At 58.5% G+C, this 15,796-nt stretch carries 14 protein-coding genes; 4 read left to right on the top strand and 10 right to left on the bottom strand.

Annotation, left to right across the window (positions count from 1 at the left end; translation table 11 throughout):
* Nucleotides 1-22 precede the first annotated feature (22 nt).
* From CC94_RS0104790 to zwf, 9 genes are all read right to left on the bottom strand, one after another.
* Complete coding sequence (locus CC94_RS0104790; protein WP_005374432.1) at nt 23-1,465, bottom strand: hybrid sensor histidine kinase/response regulator; 1,443 nt, start codon at nt 1,463-1,465, stop codon at nt 23-25.
* Nucleotides 1,466-1,480: 15 nt separating this feature from the next.
* A complete protein-coding gene (locus tag CC94_RS0104785; protein WP_005374430.1) occupies nt 1,481-1,843 on the bottom strand; it encodes a response regulator in 363 nt (120 codons plus the stop codon).
* An 8-nt stretch (nt 1,844-1,851) separates the two neighbouring features.
* Complete coding sequence (locus CC94_RS0104780) at nt 1,852-3,783, bottom strand: sensor histidine kinase (RefSeq protein ID WP_005374428.1); 1,932 nt, start codon at nt 3,781-3,783, stop codon at nt 1,852-1,854.
* Nucleotides 3,784-3,801: 18 nt separating this feature from the next.
* Nucleotides 3,802-4,659, bottom strand: a complete 858-nt coding sequence (locus CC94_RS0104775) for a response regulator (protein WP_005374426.1) — start codon at nt 4,657-4,659, stop codon at nt 3,802-3,804.
* A 10-nt stretch (nt 4,660-4,669) separates the two neighbouring features.
* A complete protein-coding gene (locus CC94_RS0104770; RefSeq protein ID WP_031430007.1) occupies nt 4,670-6,463 on the bottom strand; it encodes a hydrogenase maturation protein in 1,794 nt (597 codons plus the stop codon).
* A gap of 65 nt (nt 6,464-6,528) precedes the next feature.
* Nucleotides 6,529-7,536 (bottom strand): GlxA family transcriptional regulator, encoded by a 1,008-nt coding sequence (locus CC94_RS0104765; RefSeq protein ID WP_051911376.1) that lies wholly within the window; start codon nt 7,534-7,536, stop codon nt 6,529-6,531.
* 225 nt (nt 7,537-7,761) lie between these two features.
* Nucleotides 7,762-8,328 carry a Uma2 family endonuclease gene (locus CC94_RS0104760; protein WP_005374421.1) on the bottom strand — a complete coding sequence of 189 codons (567 nt, stop codon included), beginning with the start codon at nt 8,326-8,328 and terminating at the stop codon, nt 7,762-7,764.
* A gap of 124 nt (nt 8,329-8,452) precedes the next feature.
* Nucleotides 8,453-10,273, bottom strand: a complete 1,821-nt coding sequence (edd, locus tag CC94_RS0104750; RefSeq protein WP_031430005.1) for a phosphogluconate dehydratase — start codon at nt 10,271-10,273, stop codon at nt 8,453-8,455.
* Nucleotides 10,274-10,570: 297 nt separating this feature from the next.
* Nucleotides 10,571-12,037: a glucose-6-phosphate dehydrogenase gene (gene zwf / locus CC94_RS0104745; protein WP_005374417.1), complete on the bottom strand. Its 1,467-nt coding sequence runs from the start codon at nt 12,035-12,037 to the stop codon at nt 10,571-10,573.
* 701 nt (nt 12,038-12,738) lie between these two features.
* Between zwf and CC94_RS24040 the strand changes: the two genes are divergently transcribed.
* From CC94_RS24040 to speD, 4 genes are all read left to right on the top strand, one after another.
* Nucleotides 12,739-12,912: a hypothetical protein gene (locus CC94_RS24040; protein ID WP_005374415.1), complete on the top strand. Its 174-nt coding sequence runs from the start codon at nt 12,739-12,741 to the stop codon at nt 12,910-12,912.
* Nucleotides 12,913-13,097: 185 nt separating this feature from the next.
* Nucleotides 13,098-13,460: a hypothetical protein gene (locus CC94_RS0104735; protein ID WP_005374413.1), complete on the top strand. Its 363-nt coding sequence runs from the start codon at nt 13,098-13,100 to the stop codon at nt 13,458-13,460.
* Nucleotides 13,461-13,908: 448 nt separating this feature from the next.
* Nucleotides 13,909-14,328 (top strand): OsmC family protein, encoded by a 420-nt coding sequence (locus CC94_RS0104725; RefSeq protein ID WP_005374412.1) that lies wholly within the window; start codon nt 13,909-13,911, stop codon nt 14,326-14,328.
* A 4-nt stretch (nt 14,329-14,332) separates the two neighbouring features.
* On the top strand, nt 14,333-15,142 hold the full coding sequence (gene speD / locus CC94_RS0104720; protein WP_005374410.1) for an adenosylmethionine decarboxylase: 810 nt from the start codon (nt 14,333-14,335) through the stop codon (nt 15,140-15,142).
* 110 nt (nt 15,143-15,252) lie between these two features.
* Here speD and CC94_RS0104715 read toward each other — a convergent pair whose 3' ends face one another.
* Nucleotides 15,253-15,729: a hypothetical protein gene (locus tag CC94_RS0104715; protein ID WP_031430004.1), complete on the bottom strand. Its 477-nt coding sequence runs from the start codon at nt 15,727-15,729 to the stop codon at nt 15,253-15,255.
* Nucleotides 15,730-15,796: the final 67 nt, after the last annotated feature.

Raw genomic sequence — 15,796 nt, 5'->3', positions numbered from 1 at the left:
ATCGGCATGAACCTCCCGCGCCTTACTGCTTTGGAAACGTGACAGTGAAGCAGGTTCCTTTATGAGGTTCGGAATCGACGGATATCTTGCCCCGCAACGCCATCGTGACCATATTCTTCACGATCGCAAGCCCCAGACCGGTACCGCCCCGCCCGCGTCCTGTCGTAAAGAAAGGATCGAATATTTTGGTAAGATGTCCGCTGTCGATGCCGGTACCGAAATCGCGCACGCTCAGCGTGAAGACCGGTGTACGCCGTTCTTCGTCCATGCCGTCCTTCACGGTAATCTCCACCCTGCCTCCGCCTCCGTCCGGATAAGCGTAGCGTTCGATATTCTGTAGAAAATTCAGCAGGATTTGTCTGAGATAGCCCGGATAACCGCGCCATTCCGGCGCCTGACGGATTCCGGAAACATCGAGCGAAATTTCGAGCTTGGCTTCCCGCGCACTGAGTTTGAAAAGGTCGACCGCATCCTGTACCGTTTCCGGCAGATTGACCGTTTCCTGCTGTTCGACCATCTGATCGACCGCGATTTTTTTGAAGTTTTCGATCAGCCGGTGCGTGTGGTCGACATGTTTGCCCATCAGGGCGGCCGCCTCCAGGATGTCTTCCAGCGATTCGGCGTGTTCCGTGCCGATCGAGGCGGCAATGGCCGGCTGCGACAGGCGGTTCTGGATCACGCTGAGCGCGGTCCGTACGATTCCGAGCGGCGTATTGATTTCGTGCGCGATGCCGGCCACCGCCTGGGTCAGGGCCCGGTGGCGGTCCAGGGCGGCCTCCGCCAGCATGGCTTGGCTCAGAAGATGCATTTCCTGATCGCGCAGCCGTTTCTTTTCGAGGCTTGCGCCGATGCGGGCATGCAGCAAGGTCGAATTGAACGGTTTGGGCAGATAGTCCTCCGCGCCCAGTTCGATGCCCCGGATTACCTGGTTCATTTCGGTACAGGCCGAAATCAGGATGACCGGAAGGGTGGCCAGCGTTTTATCCGCCTTGAGTCTGGCCAGGACGGTGATGCCGTCCATTTCAGGCATGATCACGTCGAGCAGGATCAGGTCGAAGCTTTCATCGGCCAGGCGCGCCAGCGCGTTGGCGCCGTTGTCGGCGGTTGCGATCCGGTAACCCCGGGAATGCAGGAGCCGTGACAGATGGGCGCGGTTATCGGGGTCGTCGTCGACCACCAGAATCCGGCTGCCTTCGGTCTTGCCGGCGTCGGCAGGCACGTGATTCCTGCTGGTTGCGCATATGGGCAAAAAGTCTTCCTCGCAACCGGCATCGGCGGCAAGCCGGCCGGAAAAGGCGCCTTTTAGATGTTGGGCCACGCCTTGCGCCGCGCAGCGGATGACGGCGAGATCGTCGCATTGCTTCTGCCGGCTTTCGGCGGCCGCTTCTTCGATCAGCATCTCGGCATAGCCGATGATCCGGTTCAGGGCATTGAGCAGCTCATGGCGGAGCTTGGGGTCGATCATCGTCGTCTTCTTCCGTTAGCCTGCAAACCGGCCGATTTTGGCGAGCAGCCGCACGAGGTCGATCGGTTTGGTATCGTAGTCGTCGCAGCCGGCCGCCAGGGCCTTTTGCCGGTCGTCGTCCATCGCGTGCGCGGTCAGCGCGATGACCGGGATATGCCGGGTCAGGGGATCGGCCTTGATCAGCGAGGTTGCTTTCCAGCCGTCCATCACCGGCAGACTCATGTCCATCAGGATCAGGTCGGGCTCGCAGGCTTTGGCGATTGCCACACTGTCCTCGCCGTTGACCGCAATCAGGATTTCGAAACCGTGCTTGCCGAGCCGCCTTGAGAGCATGTCGCGGTTCAGTTCGTTGTCCTCGACGAGCAGGATTTTGGCCATTTTTCCCCTCAGCGGCCGATGGCCAGCGGCAGTTTGACGACAAACAGCGAGCCCGCTCCCGGTTTGCTGTCGACGCTGATCGTGCCGCCCATCATTTCGCAGAATTTTTTCGTGATCGTGAGGCCCAGGCCGGTGCCGCCGTACTGGCGCGTGGTCGAATTGTCGGCCTGGGTGAAAGGGGCGAAAACCTTGTCGACCTGGTCCCGGCTCATGCCGATGCCGGTGTCCCGCACCGCAAAAACGATCCAGTCTTTCTCCGGTTCGGCGCTGTCCACCGCCACGCTGAAGTCGATTTTGCCCGCATGGGTGAATTTCCCCGCATTGCTGAGCAGATTCAGCAGGATCTGCCGCAATTTGATCAAATCGGTCTGCAGGGGCGCCATGTTATCGGGGCAGCGGATGCTCAGCGTGTTAGTGTTTTTGTCGATGATCGGGCGCACGGTGCTCGCGACTTCGTCGAGCACCGAAGGCAGATGGATTTCTTCGAGGCAGAGCTCCATCTTGCCGGCTTCGATCTTGGACAGGTCGAGGATTTCGTTGATGATGGCCAGCAAATGCACTGCCGAAGCATGGATTTTCAACAGGTCGCCGGCAAACAGCTCATGCCCGGCTTCTTCGAGCAGCATCTCGCTGTAGCCGATGATCGCGTTCATCGGCGTCCTGAGCTCGTGCGACATGTTGGCCAGAAAGGCGCTTTTGGCGTTGTTGGCTTCTTCGGCGACCGCGCGCGCCTTTTGCGCTTCCTCGATCGCTCTGGACAATTCGATCTCGGTCTGCTTCAGTTCGGTGATGTCCGTGCGTATGGCGACCGTGCCGGTATTCCAGACCCGCCGCTCGCTGACCCGCATCCAGCGGTCGCCCCTGAAATGCTCGACGAAGTTCTCGCGCGGCGTGCGGTGCCGCGCCATCCGTTCGGCCAGCCATGACGCCTCCTCCCCTTCGGCGACTACAATCAGGCCGGCCCGGACCGCGCCGCGCATGATCGCCTCGAATGTCATGCCCGGCGCAATCGGTACTCCGAAATTCATGATTTCGCGGTAGCGCTGGTTGCATTCGACCAGGCGGTCTTCCGTGTCGAACAGGCAAAATCCGTCCGGTATGCTTTCGATCGCCTCCCGCATCCGGAAGCGGCTGACCGCTTCCTCGAACGTCGCCTGCTGGATCCGGCGGTCGACGATCGTGATGAAGATCGCCAGCGACGCGATCAGCACCGAGGTGAACGACACCCAGAATACCAGGGCGGGCGTGTTCAAGGCGCTCGCCGTTCCGGCCGGCGCGCCGTCGCCGGCGAAAAAGTAAGTCGCCGCCATGCCCGAATAATGCATCCCGGAAACGGCGAAGCCCAGTACCAGCGCGGCGCCGATCTTGGCCCCCAGGGTATGCCGTCCTTTGGGATTACGCTCCACGATAAAATCGATCGACAGCGCCACGCCGGACAGCACCACGGCCGTCAGCACCGAAAGCGCGGCCAGCCGGGGTTCGAACAGCATGACCAATCGGCGGGAAATCCCCTGCATCGCGGCCATGCCGATGTAATGCATCGCGCCGATGCCCAGCCCCATCAACAGGCTGGCCAGCAGGATCAATTTGCTGATTTTCGGACGGCTGATCACTTCCAGCATCACTCCGCTGGAAAGCACCACCGGCGCGGTGGACAGGATCGTGATCTTTACGTCGTAGCTGATCGCCATCGGCAGCTTCAGCGCCAGCATCGCGATGAAGTGCATCGCCCAGACGCCGCCGCCCATGGTCAGCGAGCCGGCCAGCAGCCAGATGCGGTGTTTGTGGCGGGAATCGGCGGCGCGGATGCGGCCGGCGACGCTCAACGCCGCATAGGAGGCCAAGCCGGCGATCGCGATCGACAAGACGACCAGACCGTAGTCGTAATGGCTCTCCAGCGCCCCGTGCAGATCCCTGCCGTCGTAGAAATAATGCGGCATCACGGCCGGCCCGGACGGTCAGTACGCCAGGACGTCGGCCCGGCTTTGCCGCCAGAGCACCGCGAGCTGTTTCACGAAACCGTGCATCAGGCTTACGATCAGTTCGGGCGGCGCAAACCGGCTTCTGAACAAAAACGCGACCTGCGCCTGCCGGGCGCCGCCGCGGACTTCGATCAGCCAGTAGCCCTGGTCGTCCCGGACATAGCGGTCGCCGGCCGGATTCAGCGGCATGCCTTCGGCGCCGCCGAGCCGCGCCAGCAGTTGCAGGCCGCGGTCCGCGTCGATCTCGTCGGCGAACAGCACTTCGCCGTCGATGATCAGCCAGCGCGGCGTTTCGGCCTGTTCCGGACTCAGGCCGCCGATCGGCGAGAGCGCGTAGAGCAGTTTCCGGCGCGAGCCGGCCGCTTCGGTCAAATTATTCGCCAGCTCGATGGTGGCCAGCGCCATGCCGTAAGCGAGATACTGGCGAATGCTGCTTTTGATCAGCGAGTAAAGTTTGTCTTCGGTGGCTTCGACCTTGGTGAAATAACCGTTGATTTCGTAACGGTCGATCACCTCGCGTTCCGGCGCGATGCCCGGCTGGCCGGTGCGGATATAGATTTGCGTCAGCTTATTGCCGAGGCTGTTGCGGATGTAATCGCACAGCTCGAGCCCGGCGCGTTCGGTTTCCATCACCACGTCGAGCAGGGCGACGGCTAGCGAGCAGCCGACTTCGACGTCGTCGTTGATCAGCCAAAGCGCTTCCTGTTTGCTGCGCGCGGTATAGATTTTCAGCGGCAGGCCGTAGACCTCGAAATTTTTCATCGCGAGGCGCGAAATCGCCAGCACGTCGGGCTCGTCGTCCACCAACAGTACCGGCCAGTGTTTGAAAAACATGGCGCCCTCCTCAATAAGCCAGGGGTTGTCTCAATTCGCTGAGTTTGGCCGCATCGAGCCGCATGTGCTTGGCCAGATAGGCGGCCGTCTCCTTCGGCCTCACCTTGTGCACGAAGTTGTACCGCGCTTCGTGATAATTGACTTCGCCGCCGTAAAACTTGCCGGAAAAGTTGATTTTCATTTTTTGCAGTTCGGCGGCGCGGTAGGCGCTGAGCGGCTTGACGCGCTCGTCTTTCTGGCGAAGCTCGCGTTTTTCTTCGAGCAGGCGCGAAAAGAGCGGCTCCTTCGCCAGGGCTTCCGCTTTTTGCCGCACCTGCTCCCAATATTCGTCGTAATGGTCGGACAGAATCTCGTCGATAAAGCCGATCGCCTTGGCCTTTTTGGTGCCGATCGGCAGCGGCGTTTCGGTCAGTTCCAGCGCCTTGACCGGGCCTACCCGCTTCGGCAGCGAATAGGTCCAGTATTCGGAGCCGTACAGGCCCATCGTCTTGTAATGCGGATTGAAGATCACGCCTTCGCGCGCCCAGACCTTGTCGGCGGCCAGGATCGCCATCGCCCCGCCTGCGCCGCAGCCGCCCCAGACCGCGGACACGGTCAGCTTGCCGTCCGTGGTCAGGACTTCGTGGACGAAATCGTTGATCGCGTTGATGTTGCGCCAGGATTCGTTGGCAGGGTTCTCGGCCGCCTCGATCACGTTCAGATGGATGCCGTTCGACCAGAAATCGCTGCCGCCGGCCAAAACCAGGACCCGGGTCGGCCGCGCGACCGCCAGCCGGTAAGATTCGAGCAGGCGCCGGCATTGCAGGGTACTCATCGCGCCGTTATGGAAGTCGAAATGGAGATAGCCGACCTGATGCTTTTCCTCGTACCAGATTTCCTTGAAGGTCGGCTCGGTGCCGACGAATAGGGGATCGATCGGCGATTCGGGCGTATCGTTCAGCGCACTGCCCAACACTTTCGCCGCGGACAGCTTGAAATCGAAATGCCTGTCGTGCGGCAAAAAGCGCTTGTAGAAAGGCACTTTGACGATGTGCTTGCGTTTCAGGTGCGTAATCCAGACTGCGCCGTCGATCGCGGCCCGGCAGATCGCGCCATGGCGCTGGGCGATGATCGCGCCCGGCTGCCAGCCCTGCAGCAGGCTTTCCTCGTGCGCGCCGAACAGGTAGTATTCCTTGCCGTCGATCACGTCGAGTACGCCGGGGGCGCTGTCGGCGGCGTTGATTTTTTTGATGATCGTCGCAACCGTATCGTGTTCCCAGTCGATTCGGCGTTCCTGCTGTTTCACCGGGGGGCGCAATTGGCCGCGTATGTCCGGCTTCGAATAATCGAGCGGTTCGGGCCGGTAGCTGCCGGATTCGATGCGCCGGACGGCCAGCAGCATGGCCTTGACGGCGGCCCGGGTGACTTCGCGCCGGTAAATCCCCGCCTTGCTGGCTTGGCGCATCTGGAACGTTTCGGTGGCCCAGATATCGCCGGCGTCCATTTCCTCGACCGCCTGCAGCACGGTGACGCCCCATTCCGCTTCCCCGTTCATGATCGCCCAATCCAGCGACGAAGGGCCGCGGTCGCCCTGGATGCCCGGATGGATGATCAGGCACAGGTGTTTGCTCCAGACGTCTTCCGGGATTTTTTCCTTCAGGAACGGGCAGATGATCAGGTCGGGCTGGAAAAAGGTCACCCCTTTGCGGATGTCGTCGGGGCTCAGCGCCAGCGTGATCGAGAGATCGTGGCCCAGCGCCTCCAGCTCTACATGCGCGCGCTGGCACAAGCCGTTGTAGGATGACGAAATCAGTAAAATTCGCATGATGGCTCCTCCTTCTTATTGTTTTTGTGCATGTGCCGGGCTGGCCTCGGCAGGTCTGACCCGGTCTATTTGAAATTCGCCCGATACTCCTGCGGAGAAATATTCAAAAACCGTTGGAAGGTGCGGCGCATTTGTTCGGCGTTATTGAAACCGCATTTGCCGGCGATGCTTTCCATCGGCAGGTCGGAGCGGAGTATCAGGTTGCGCGCTGCTTCGAGGCGGGTCCGTTCGACGAATTTTGCCGGCGTGACGCCGATTTCCTGGCAAAAGACCCGCGAGAAATTCCGGGGGCTCATCGCCATGCGGTCGGCGAGTGCTTCGACGCTCAGATCTGCGTCGGGATGGCTGACGATCCAGGCCTGCAATTCGCGAAAATCCTTGCGGGTTTTCGCTTCGTTGAAGACATAGCTGCTGAATTGCGACTGCCCGCCCGGGCGGCGCATGAAAATCAGCATGGCGCGCGCGACGTCCGCCGCGACTTCCCAACCCCAGTCGTCTTCGACCAGGCTCAAAGCCAGGTCGATGCCGGCGGTGACGCCGCCGGAGGTGTAGATACTGCCGTCGCGGACGAAGATCTTGTCGGGCAGAATCTGCACGTTCCGGTACCGGTTCGCCAGCTCCTCGCAGAACAGCCAGTGCGTGGTGGCCTTGCGGTTATTCAGCAGCCCGCTCTCGGCCAGCAAAAACGCACCGGTACAGATCGACACCATGCGTCTGACCTTCGGCAGCATGGCCGGCAGCCAGCGGGTCAGTTTCTGGTCGGTCCAGGCATCGACCGTGAACGGCGCGCCGGTCACCATCAGCGTATCGATATCGCCGGGCACTTCGTCATAGCTGAAATCGGCAAAAATTTTCATGCCGGACGCGGTTTTGACCGGTCCGGCCCGTTCCGCGATCAGCGACAGCGAATAGACCGGCTCGTCCTCGGCAATCTGCCCGGCCAGACGCAATGCGTAATTCGCGTAACAAAACACGTCCATCGGCCCCGTCACATCCACGATTTCGCAGTTCGGATACACTACCATCGCGACGCGGCGATGGTGGAAAACGATCGAGGGTCTGGCGTGGGTCATAGAAGCGATCCTCCGTGGCTTTGAGACTCGGCATTAGCATGCACTTTTTTGTTGCGGGATAAAAGACAAAAATCCCGCAATTTCGGACAATCTGGGTACGGAATTAAGGCGGCGATGCGGGCCGCGGCGGATTGAGGATTTTGAGCGGGCAGTGATATTCGGGGAGAGGGAAGACCGATAGGCGCGGACGGACACGATTCTTCGGCGGAGCCGCAAGCGGTGCGTTCAGGACTGCGGCGCCCAAAAATCGTTCAAATTCAGACTGATCGCATCGAACGGCGGTGCCTGGACGATGTCGTCGTTTTGCCAGGTATGTTCCAGCAGCCACTGCCGTTCGAACAAGCGGTAAACTTCGAAAGTCCGAATGTCGGGGTCGATCAGCCATAGCCATTGCACCCCTTCCTGCGCGTAGATCGGCATTTTGACCGCGCGGTCGGTGCGCGCGGTGCCGGGCGAGAGGATTTCGCAGGCCCAGTCCGGCGCGAGCGTGAAAAAAGCGGTGTCCGGAAAAACCGGCATCCGCTCGCGCCGCCAGCCGGCCAGGTCCGGCACCAGGATGTTCGGTCCCAAATGCAATTCGGGCTCGAACCATATCCACCAGCCGCCCGGACCACCGCGTCCTTGGTCGAAAGGTCCGATGATTTCCCCGTTTAAGATCGATGCGGAACGCGCATGCTTCGGCCCCGGACGCGGCTGGGTAATCAACTGTCCGTGCAGGATTTCGCCGATCATGTATTCGGGCAGATCGAACAGGTCTTCGTAGGTGGCAAAACGGGAGGCCGGTTGGCTCATGGTTTGATCCCGCGCTGAAATGGAAGAAGGTCGAAATCCGGGAGCATCGCCGGAAAGCCGGCAAGAACCGTTTTCCGGCGATGCATTTGGTTGATTCGGAACTTAACCGACTTGCGGCAAAAAATCAATCGTAAACGAATACATTGGTGGCGCCGGTTTCGGCGGACGAGGCGTTCAGCCGAAAACCCGCGAACAGTTCGCGGCCCATGCCGTGGTGATGGTCTTTCGCGCTGTTTACCGCCGGTTTGCGGGCATTGAACTCGTCCTTGTCGACCAGCACGTTCACTTCGCCGGTTTCGGTGTTCAGATGGATCATGTCGCCGTTGCGGACTTTCGCGAGCGGGCCGCCGTCCGCGCATTCGGGACACATGTGGATCGCCGACGGCACCTTGCCGGACGCGCCGGACATGCGTCCGTCGGTGATCAGCGCAACCTTGTAGCCTTTGTCCTGCAACAGGCCCAGCGGCGGAGTCAGTTTGTGCAGCTCGGGCATGCCGTTCGATTTGGGGCCCTGAAAACGGATCACTGCGATGAAGTCGCGGTCCAGCTCGCCGCGCTTGAATGCGGCCATCATGTCGTCCTGGTCGTCGAAGACCACAGCGGGAGCCAGCACTTCGCGGTGGTCCTTGCTGACCGCGGAGACTTTCGAGACGCCGCGGCCCAGGTTGCCGTGCATCACGTGCAGGCCGCCCGAGGCATCGAACGGGTCGGCGACGGAACGCAGCACCTCGGTGTCGAGCGAAGCGGCCGGGCAGGGCTCCCAGGTCAGTTTTCCGTCCGCCAGTCTGGGTTCCTGGGTGTAATGCTTCATGCCCTTGTCGTTCGCGATGGTCGGGATGTCTTCGTGCAGCAGGCCGTTGGCTAAAAGCTCCGCGATCAAGACGCCCATGCCGCCGGCGGCATGGAAGTGGTTCACGTCCGCCGGTCCGTTCGGATAGATCCGGGTCAACAATGGCACGACCTTGGAGAGCGCATCGAAATCGTCCCAGTTGATGATGATGCCGGCCGCGCGCGCGATCGCGATCAGGTGCATCGTATGGTTGGTCGAGCCGCCGGTGGCGAGCAGGCCGATGATCGCGTTCAGGATCGCCTTCTCGTTGATCACATGGCCGATCGGGCGGAAATCGTTGCCTAATGCGGTGAGTTTCAACACTTGGCGGGCCGCGGCCTTGGTCAGCTCGTCGCGCAGCGGCGTATAAGGATTGACGAACGAAGAGCCGGGCAGATGCAGGCCCATGATTTCCACCATCATCTGGTTGCTGTTGGCGGTGCCGTAGAAGGTGCAGGTGCCGGGCCCGTGATAGGACTTCGATTCGGATTCGAGCAGTTCCTGCCGGGTGATCTTGCCTTCGGCGAACTTTTGCCGCGCGCGCGATTTTTCCTTGTTGGTGATGCCGCTGGTCATCGGGCCCGCCGGTACGAATACGGCCGGCAAGTGGCCGAAGCTCAACGCGCCGATCAACAGGCCCGGCACGATCTTGTCGCAGACACCGAGATACAGGGCGCCGTCGAACATGTTGTGGCTGAGCCCGACCGCGGTCGCCATCGCGATCACGTCGCGGCTGAACAGGGACAATTCCATGCCTGCCTGGCCCTGGGTGATGCCGTCGCACATCGCCGGCACGCCGCCGGCGAACTGCGCCACGCCGCCCGCTTCGTGGATCGCTTCCTTGATCAGCGTCGGCGCGTCTTTGTACGGTTCGTGCGCGGACAGCATGTCGTTGTACGACGAGATGATCGCGATATCCGCTTTTTGCGGACCGGCCAGATCGGCTTTTTCGGTCGCGGAGCAGGCCGCGAACCCATGCGCGAGGTTGCCGCAGCCGAGCGTCAGGCGGCGCGGGCCCTGTTCGACCGCCGAGTCGACGCGGGCAAGATAAATGGCGCGGCTTTCGCGGCTGCGCTTGACCACATCGCGGGTGACTTTTTCGATGACTGGATGCATAGTGAATACCTGCTGAGTGGCGACTTCGAAAAGTGCGCCAATAATGAATAAATCTGTGAGCGAGTAGGCTGGGTTGAGGAACGAAACCCAGCGTTACTTAAAACCCATGCTGGGTTTCCGCAAAGTGCGTAGGTCGGGCAGCGCTTTTTTGCCCGACATTTTGACCATCGGACATCTCGAAACGTCGGGCACAAAAAGCGTGCCCGACCTACAGCTTCGGCGTCTTGAAGTCGGTTAAACCATCCGATCCCGTTTTTCATAACGCTTGACTCGGATAACAGTATTTACGCCTCTTCCTCAGCCTTCCCACGCCCGGCCGTCGCGGTCGAGCAATAAGTCGGAGGCGATCGGTCCCCAGGTGCCGGCCTGGTACGGCTTCGGTTTTTCGGGGGACTTCGCCCAGGCGTTCTGGATCGAATCGATCCAGGTCCAGGCCTGTTCGATTTCCTCGCGGCTCAGGAACAGGGTCGGATTGCCGCGCATCGCTTCGAGCACCAGCTTTTCGTAGCCGCCGAAAATCCGGCTCTTCTTGAAGGTTTCCGAAAAACTCAAATCGAGCTTGGTCTTCTGGATCTTCAGGTTTTCGTCGATGCCGGGCACTTTGTTCAGCATCTCGATTTCGACGCCTTCGTTCGGCTGTAAATGAATGACCAATTTGTTCGGCGGCAGGCGCAGGTAACTGTCCTTGAAGATGTTGTGCGGCACGCGCTTGAAATAGACTACGATTTCGGTGCGCTTGCTGTGCATGCGCTTGCCGGTTCGCAGATAGAACGGCACGTCGGCCCAGCGCCAGTTGTCGATGTCGGCCCGGAGTGCGACGAAGGTTTCGGTCGTGCTGTCGGTGTTGGCGCCTTCTTCCTCCAGATAGCCGGGGACCGGCTTCCGGTTCACGTAACCTGCGCTGTATTGGCCGCGCACGGTTTTTTCGTCTACGTTTTTGGCCGTAATCGGGCGCAACGCTTTCAGTACCTTGATTTTTTCGTTGTGGATGCTTTCGGCTTCCAAGTTGGCCGGCGGTTCCATCGCGATGAAGGTCAAAATCTGCAGTAAGTGATTTTGCAGCATGTCGCGCAGCTGCCCGGTCTTGTCGAAATACTCCCAGCGGCCTTCGATGCCGATGTCTTCGCCGACGGTGATCTGGATATGGTCGATCGTGTTGTGGTTCCAGTTGGTCGTGAAGATCGAATTGGCGAACCGCAAGGCGAGCAGATTCAGCACCGTTTCCTTGCCCAGATAATGGTCGATCCGGTAAACCTGGTTTTCGCCGAAGACTTTGGCGACTTCGTCGTTGATTTCGATCGACGATTTCAGATTATGGCCGATCGGTTTTTCCATTACCATCCGTGATTTGGACGTCAGGATGCCCGACTGGTCGAGGCCCTGGCAAATGTTTTTGAATAAAAACGGCGCAACCGCGAAATAATTGACCATCACCCGCTGCTGCTGATCGATCACCTCGTGCAGCCGTTGGTATTGTTCCATCCGGGTCAAATCGATCTGCAGATAATTCAGCCGGCTCGAAAAGCGCTTCCAGACTTCCTCGTCCAGTCTCTCGTTCAGGAACTGCTGCAGGCTTTTATGCGCCACATCGATGTAAAAAGCGCTGTCGCCCGGATGCCGGTCCACGCCGACGATTCGCGTGTCGGGTTCGAGCAGGCCCGCGTTTTCGAGGCGGTACAACGAAATGAGCAGTTTGCGCCGGGTTAGATCGCCGAGAGCGCCATAGATGACCAGATCGCAGGGTTTGAATTTTTTGTCCTTCATTTGGAGATGGTTTCAGGTTTTTTATCGAGTCGGAAAGGGGAATGAGCGTCGGGTTTTGGGCTGGTCTGGGGTTGAATAAACCTCCTATTATCGCAGAAAACGGGCTTCACCGCCGTACTCATTGCAACGCTGGAGGTGCCGGAATGAAATCGGCGGAGTTTCGATCCGGTTCCCCCCGCCTTTACCTCGGGCTTTGCGGGGGGAAATCGCGATTTGCTATGATTTCGAATCGAAATTTTATTGACAGAGGTTGCGACTGCCACTATAGTATCGATTCACTACTATTGGAAAGGCGATAATTTTCGTTGCCCGCCGTAACGGCGGAATTACCGAATGCAGACGATTGAAACGCTTGTTCCGGCGGGGAAGATCGATTCTGGAAGAATCCTGGTCCGGTGAATCCGATAGATAGTGAGGCCCGAACGGCGTCAATGACGGGGCGCGATGAAAGCAAGTGCGGGATGACGCAGTCGAGCGTGGCGCGGATTTGTTGCGGCCGGCTCTGAGGCACTGCCGGTTTGGACTGCGGCTAAAGCGTAAGGAATGCCGAGACGGCTGGATGTGCAAATGGTTGCCAAACGCGGGTCGCAAGGACACGGTCCGGCCTTCATCCAGCCGTATCGGTAAGGGAAAGACGCTGTAAACGGATTAAAAAAACGATAAAAAAATATTGAGTGGCTATTTTTTTCGAGGTGGACAATATGAATGAAGAAGTAAAAGTTAAAGACCGCTTCTGGATGTACGTCGGCTGCGCGGTATTCGTGATCGTGACCGGCATTCTGATGGTCAAGCAAAGCGAGAACGAAAAATACGCGCCGATCAAACAGTTGGCGGATGATGAAAAAGCATCGATGAACATCCGGGTACTGAGTTAATTTCCGGCATATGGCCGTTGTGCTTGCGGAAAATACGCCGGTCCCCGGCTCCGTAATGACCGGAGGGATCGGCGTTTTGGCAGGGACGGCGCCTTTGGCAGTTGCGCGTTTTATTGATCGGCTTCACGTTCGGTCAAGAGGGAGCGCAGTTCAGCTCTTAAACATTCCGAACAGGAGGAACAACTATGAAACGTAATTTTACCTGGCTGGCCGTCGCCTTGGTCGTATTTTCCGGCGGCGCTTCGGCATCCGAATACATTTTCAGGGATTTGATGGCCAATACCCTGCCGTCGCCCGGCTGTGCAGCCGAGGCGGAAGCGATTGCCAAAGCGACCAAACCTTATAATATCAACAACTACAGCAAGCGGTTCTGTCAAACCCAGGGGTACGGCTGGTACGTGTCGGAGGTCAAGGACAACGGTAAAGCGGTCTGCGAAGATTGCACCGGCGCGGATGCCGGCAAAAAGCAATGTCATGTCGAAGACGTCGTGGTGACCTGTAAGCGCCTGAAACCCGGCACGGCGGGTTTGATTCCGGGAAAGAGCTGAAATTGCTTGCTCCATCGGTCGATTTTTTCTTGCTCAGACGGTTGGCGTGTTTTATTAGGGCCTTCCCCCTAGGCCGATAAATCACGCCGGCCGTTCAAAATCTGCCGTTTTTTTACCGGTCGTCAATTCCATGGCTTGCGCTTCGATTGGAATGCGCGGTCTCGGCCGGTACCTTTTTTCCTTGTCATCATCCGCTTCGCCAAATTTCTTGAAATTGAGTGGATCGGTGTAGCCCGGTGCCCCTTTTCTTTAGGTGGCCGGGGCGTCCCTTCATCCTGCTTTGCACCCATTCGATCCCCCTATTTACCGCTGCATGCCGCTCACGTTCAAGGCCTCGGAATGGCGCGCGGCAATATGGGATTTTTACAAAAAAATCAATATCGAATCTCTGTCAATCCGCATTTCTATGCTACTCTATGCGTCTTTTTTTATCGGGGGATGAAAATCGATGAAAGCGACAGTCAAATGGGTTGACGGCGTGATGTTTGTCGGTGAATCCGGCAGCGGCCACGCGGTCGTGATGGACGGTCCGCCCGACCACGGCGGCCGGAACATGGGGGTTCGGCCGATGGAGATGCTGTTGCTTGGCGTAGGCGGTTGTTCGTCGTTTGATGTGGTGCAGATTCTGAAGAAGGGTAAGAACGACATCGTGGATTGTATAGCCGAATTGACCGCCGAGCGCGTCGATGCGGTGCCGGCCGTGTTCAGCAAAATCCATTTGCATTTTATCGTCAAGGGCCGCAATTTGAAGGAATCGGCGGTCGAGAGGGCGGTCAAGCTGTCGGCGGAAAAATATTGTTCCGCTGCGATTATGTTGGGTGAGGCGGGGGTGGAAATCACCCATGATTTTGAAGTGATCGAGGTTTAATGAGTTGAAAAATAAATTGCAATTGCACGGCTTTAACAATCTGACGAAGTCGCTGAGTTTCAACATCTATGACGTTTGTTATGCACCGGCCGAACAGCAGCAGGCCTATATCGAATATATCGACGAAGCCTACAACGCCGACCGTCTGACGCAAATTCTGAAGGATGTCGCCGACATTATCGGCGCACAGATCCTGAATATCGCGCATCAGGATTATGATCCACAGGGCGCCAGCGTGACAATGCTGATTTCGGAAGGCGATGTGATGCCGCCTGCGAGCATGAACAGCCAGACGCCCGGTCCCCTGCCCGATACCGTGCTGGCGCACCTCGATAAAAGCCACATTACGGTGCATACCTATCCCGAAAGCCATCCCGACAACGGCATCAGCACGTTTCGGGCGGACATCGACGTGTCGACCTGCGGCCGCATTTCCCCGCTGAAGGCGCTGAATTACCTGATCCACAGCTTCGAGTCGGACATCGTGATCATGGATTACCGCGTTCGCGGCTTTACTCGCGACATCACCGGTAAAAAACATTACATCGACCACAACATTACCTCGATCCAGAACTATATCGCGAAGGATACGCAGGAGCTGTATCAGATGATCGACGTGAACGTGTATCAGGAGAACATTTTTCACACCAAGATGATGCTGAAGGAGTTCGAGCTCGAAAATTATCTTTTCGAAAAGGAAAGCAACTTGAACGACCTGCAAAAGGCGGAGATCGAAAAGAAACTGCAGACCGAAGTCACCGAGATTTTTTACGGACACAATTACCGCCGTAAAAAGATCAAAGTGGCCGACTGACAATTTCCACGTCTCGTTGAGCGGAGCAGGGCGGGTAAGCGAAGGTCTTACCCGCCCTGTTTTTTTGATGGTGGCCGCCTTTTACGCGAAGGCTGGCGCTCTTTAACCGCTCAAGCAGCGTCCCGGTGCGCGAGCGCGGCGGCGATGCTCAGATATTCCGAGGGTCTGGGCCGGTATAAAACGAATCCGAGCGCGGCCAGGCCGGTAAAAATGTACAGCGTATTCACTCCGTCGCCGAGCAGGAAGAGAACGATGCCCAGCATCCCGATAGCTTCAACCGATACCATCGATACGATCACGGCCGTCAGGTAGCGGCGCTTGGCCGGTCTGCCGCCGGGCATCGTCTGGCAGAGGCGGACTTGAATGTAACGGATCAGGTTCGTCAACGGAAAAGTGATGATCGCGATCGCATAAAACACGGTGCGGTATGTGATCAGCCGGTCTTGGGGCCAATGCTGCTGCCATTGTTCGCCTTCCCGGATACAAAGCGCGGCGACGACGGCGAGGCTTGCCGCCATGACGATCATGACGGCGCGGGGAATCATCAGATCGGCGTTGATTCGGGCATTATCGAATTGAGAATCCATCGTTTTCCTGAATATTGATAGCGGACATATGATACCAGACCTTCGGCCTTTGCCGGCGGATGCCGGC

Origin of the sequence: Methylomicrobium agile, assembly GCF_000733855.1 — a bacterium.
GTDB lineage: Bacteria > Pseudomonadota > Gammaproteobacteria > Methylococcales > Methylomonadaceae > Methylomicrobium > Methylomicrobium agile.
Note: the sequence above shows the minus strand (reverse complement) of the source record. Positions and strands in the feature narration are given on the sequence as shown.

What these genes read in the sequence shown, in the direction of transcription:
- CC94_RS0104790 (WP_005374432.1), bottom strand. Translation starts at nt 1,465, where the DNA reads ATGATCGACCCCAAGCTCCGCCATGAGCTGCTCAATGCCCTGAACCGG.
- CC94_RS0104785 (WP_005374430.1), bottom strand. Translation starts at nt 1,843, where the DNA reads ATGGCCAAAATCCTGCTCGTCGAGGACAACGAACTGAACCGCGACATG.
- CC94_RS0104780 (WP_005374428.1), bottom strand. Translation starts at nt 3,783, where the DNA reads ATGCCGCATTATTTCTACGACGGCAGGGATCTGCACGGGGCGCTGGAG.
- CC94_RS0104775 (WP_005374426.1), bottom strand. Translation starts at nt 4,659, where the DNA reads ATGTTTTTCAAACACTGGCCGGTACTGTTGGTGGACGACGAGCCCGAC.
- CC94_RS0104770 (WP_031430007.1), bottom strand. Translation starts at nt 6,463, where the DNA reads ATGCGAATTTTACTGATTTCGTCATCCTACAACGGCTTGTGCCAGCGC.
- CC94_RS0104765 (WP_051911376.1), bottom strand. Translation starts at nt 7,536, where the DNA reads ATGACCCACGCCAGACCCTCGATCGTTTTCCACCATCGCCGCGTCGCG.
- CC94_RS0104760 (WP_005374421.1), bottom strand. Translation starts at nt 8,328, where the DNA reads ATGAGCCAACCGGCCTCCCGTTTTGCCACCTACGAAGACCTGTTCGAT.
- edd (WP_031430005.1), bottom strand. Translation starts at nt 10,273, where the DNA reads ATGCATCCAGTCATCGAAAAAGTCACCCGCGATGTGGTCAAGCGCAGC.
- zwf (WP_005374417.1), bottom strand. Translation starts at nt 12,037, where the DNA reads ATGAAGGACAAAAAATTCAAACCCTGCGATCTGGTCATCTATGGCGCT.
- CC94_RS24040 (WP_005374415.1), top strand. Translation starts at nt 12,739, where the DNA reads ATGAATGAAGAAGTAAAAGTTAAAGACCGCTTCTGGATGTACGTCGGC.
- CC94_RS0104735 (WP_005374413.1), top strand. Translation starts at nt 13,098, where the DNA reads ATGAAACGTAATTTTACCTGGCTGGCCGTCGCCTTGGTCGTATTTTCC.
- CC94_RS0104725 (WP_005374412.1), top strand. Translation starts at nt 13,909, where the DNA reads ATGAAAGCGACAGTCAAATGGGTTGACGGCGTGATGTTTGTCGGTGAA.
- CC94_RS0104715 (WP_031430004.1), bottom strand. Translation starts at nt 15,729, where the DNA reads ATGGATTCTCAATTCGATAATGCCCGAATCAACGCCGATCTGATGATT.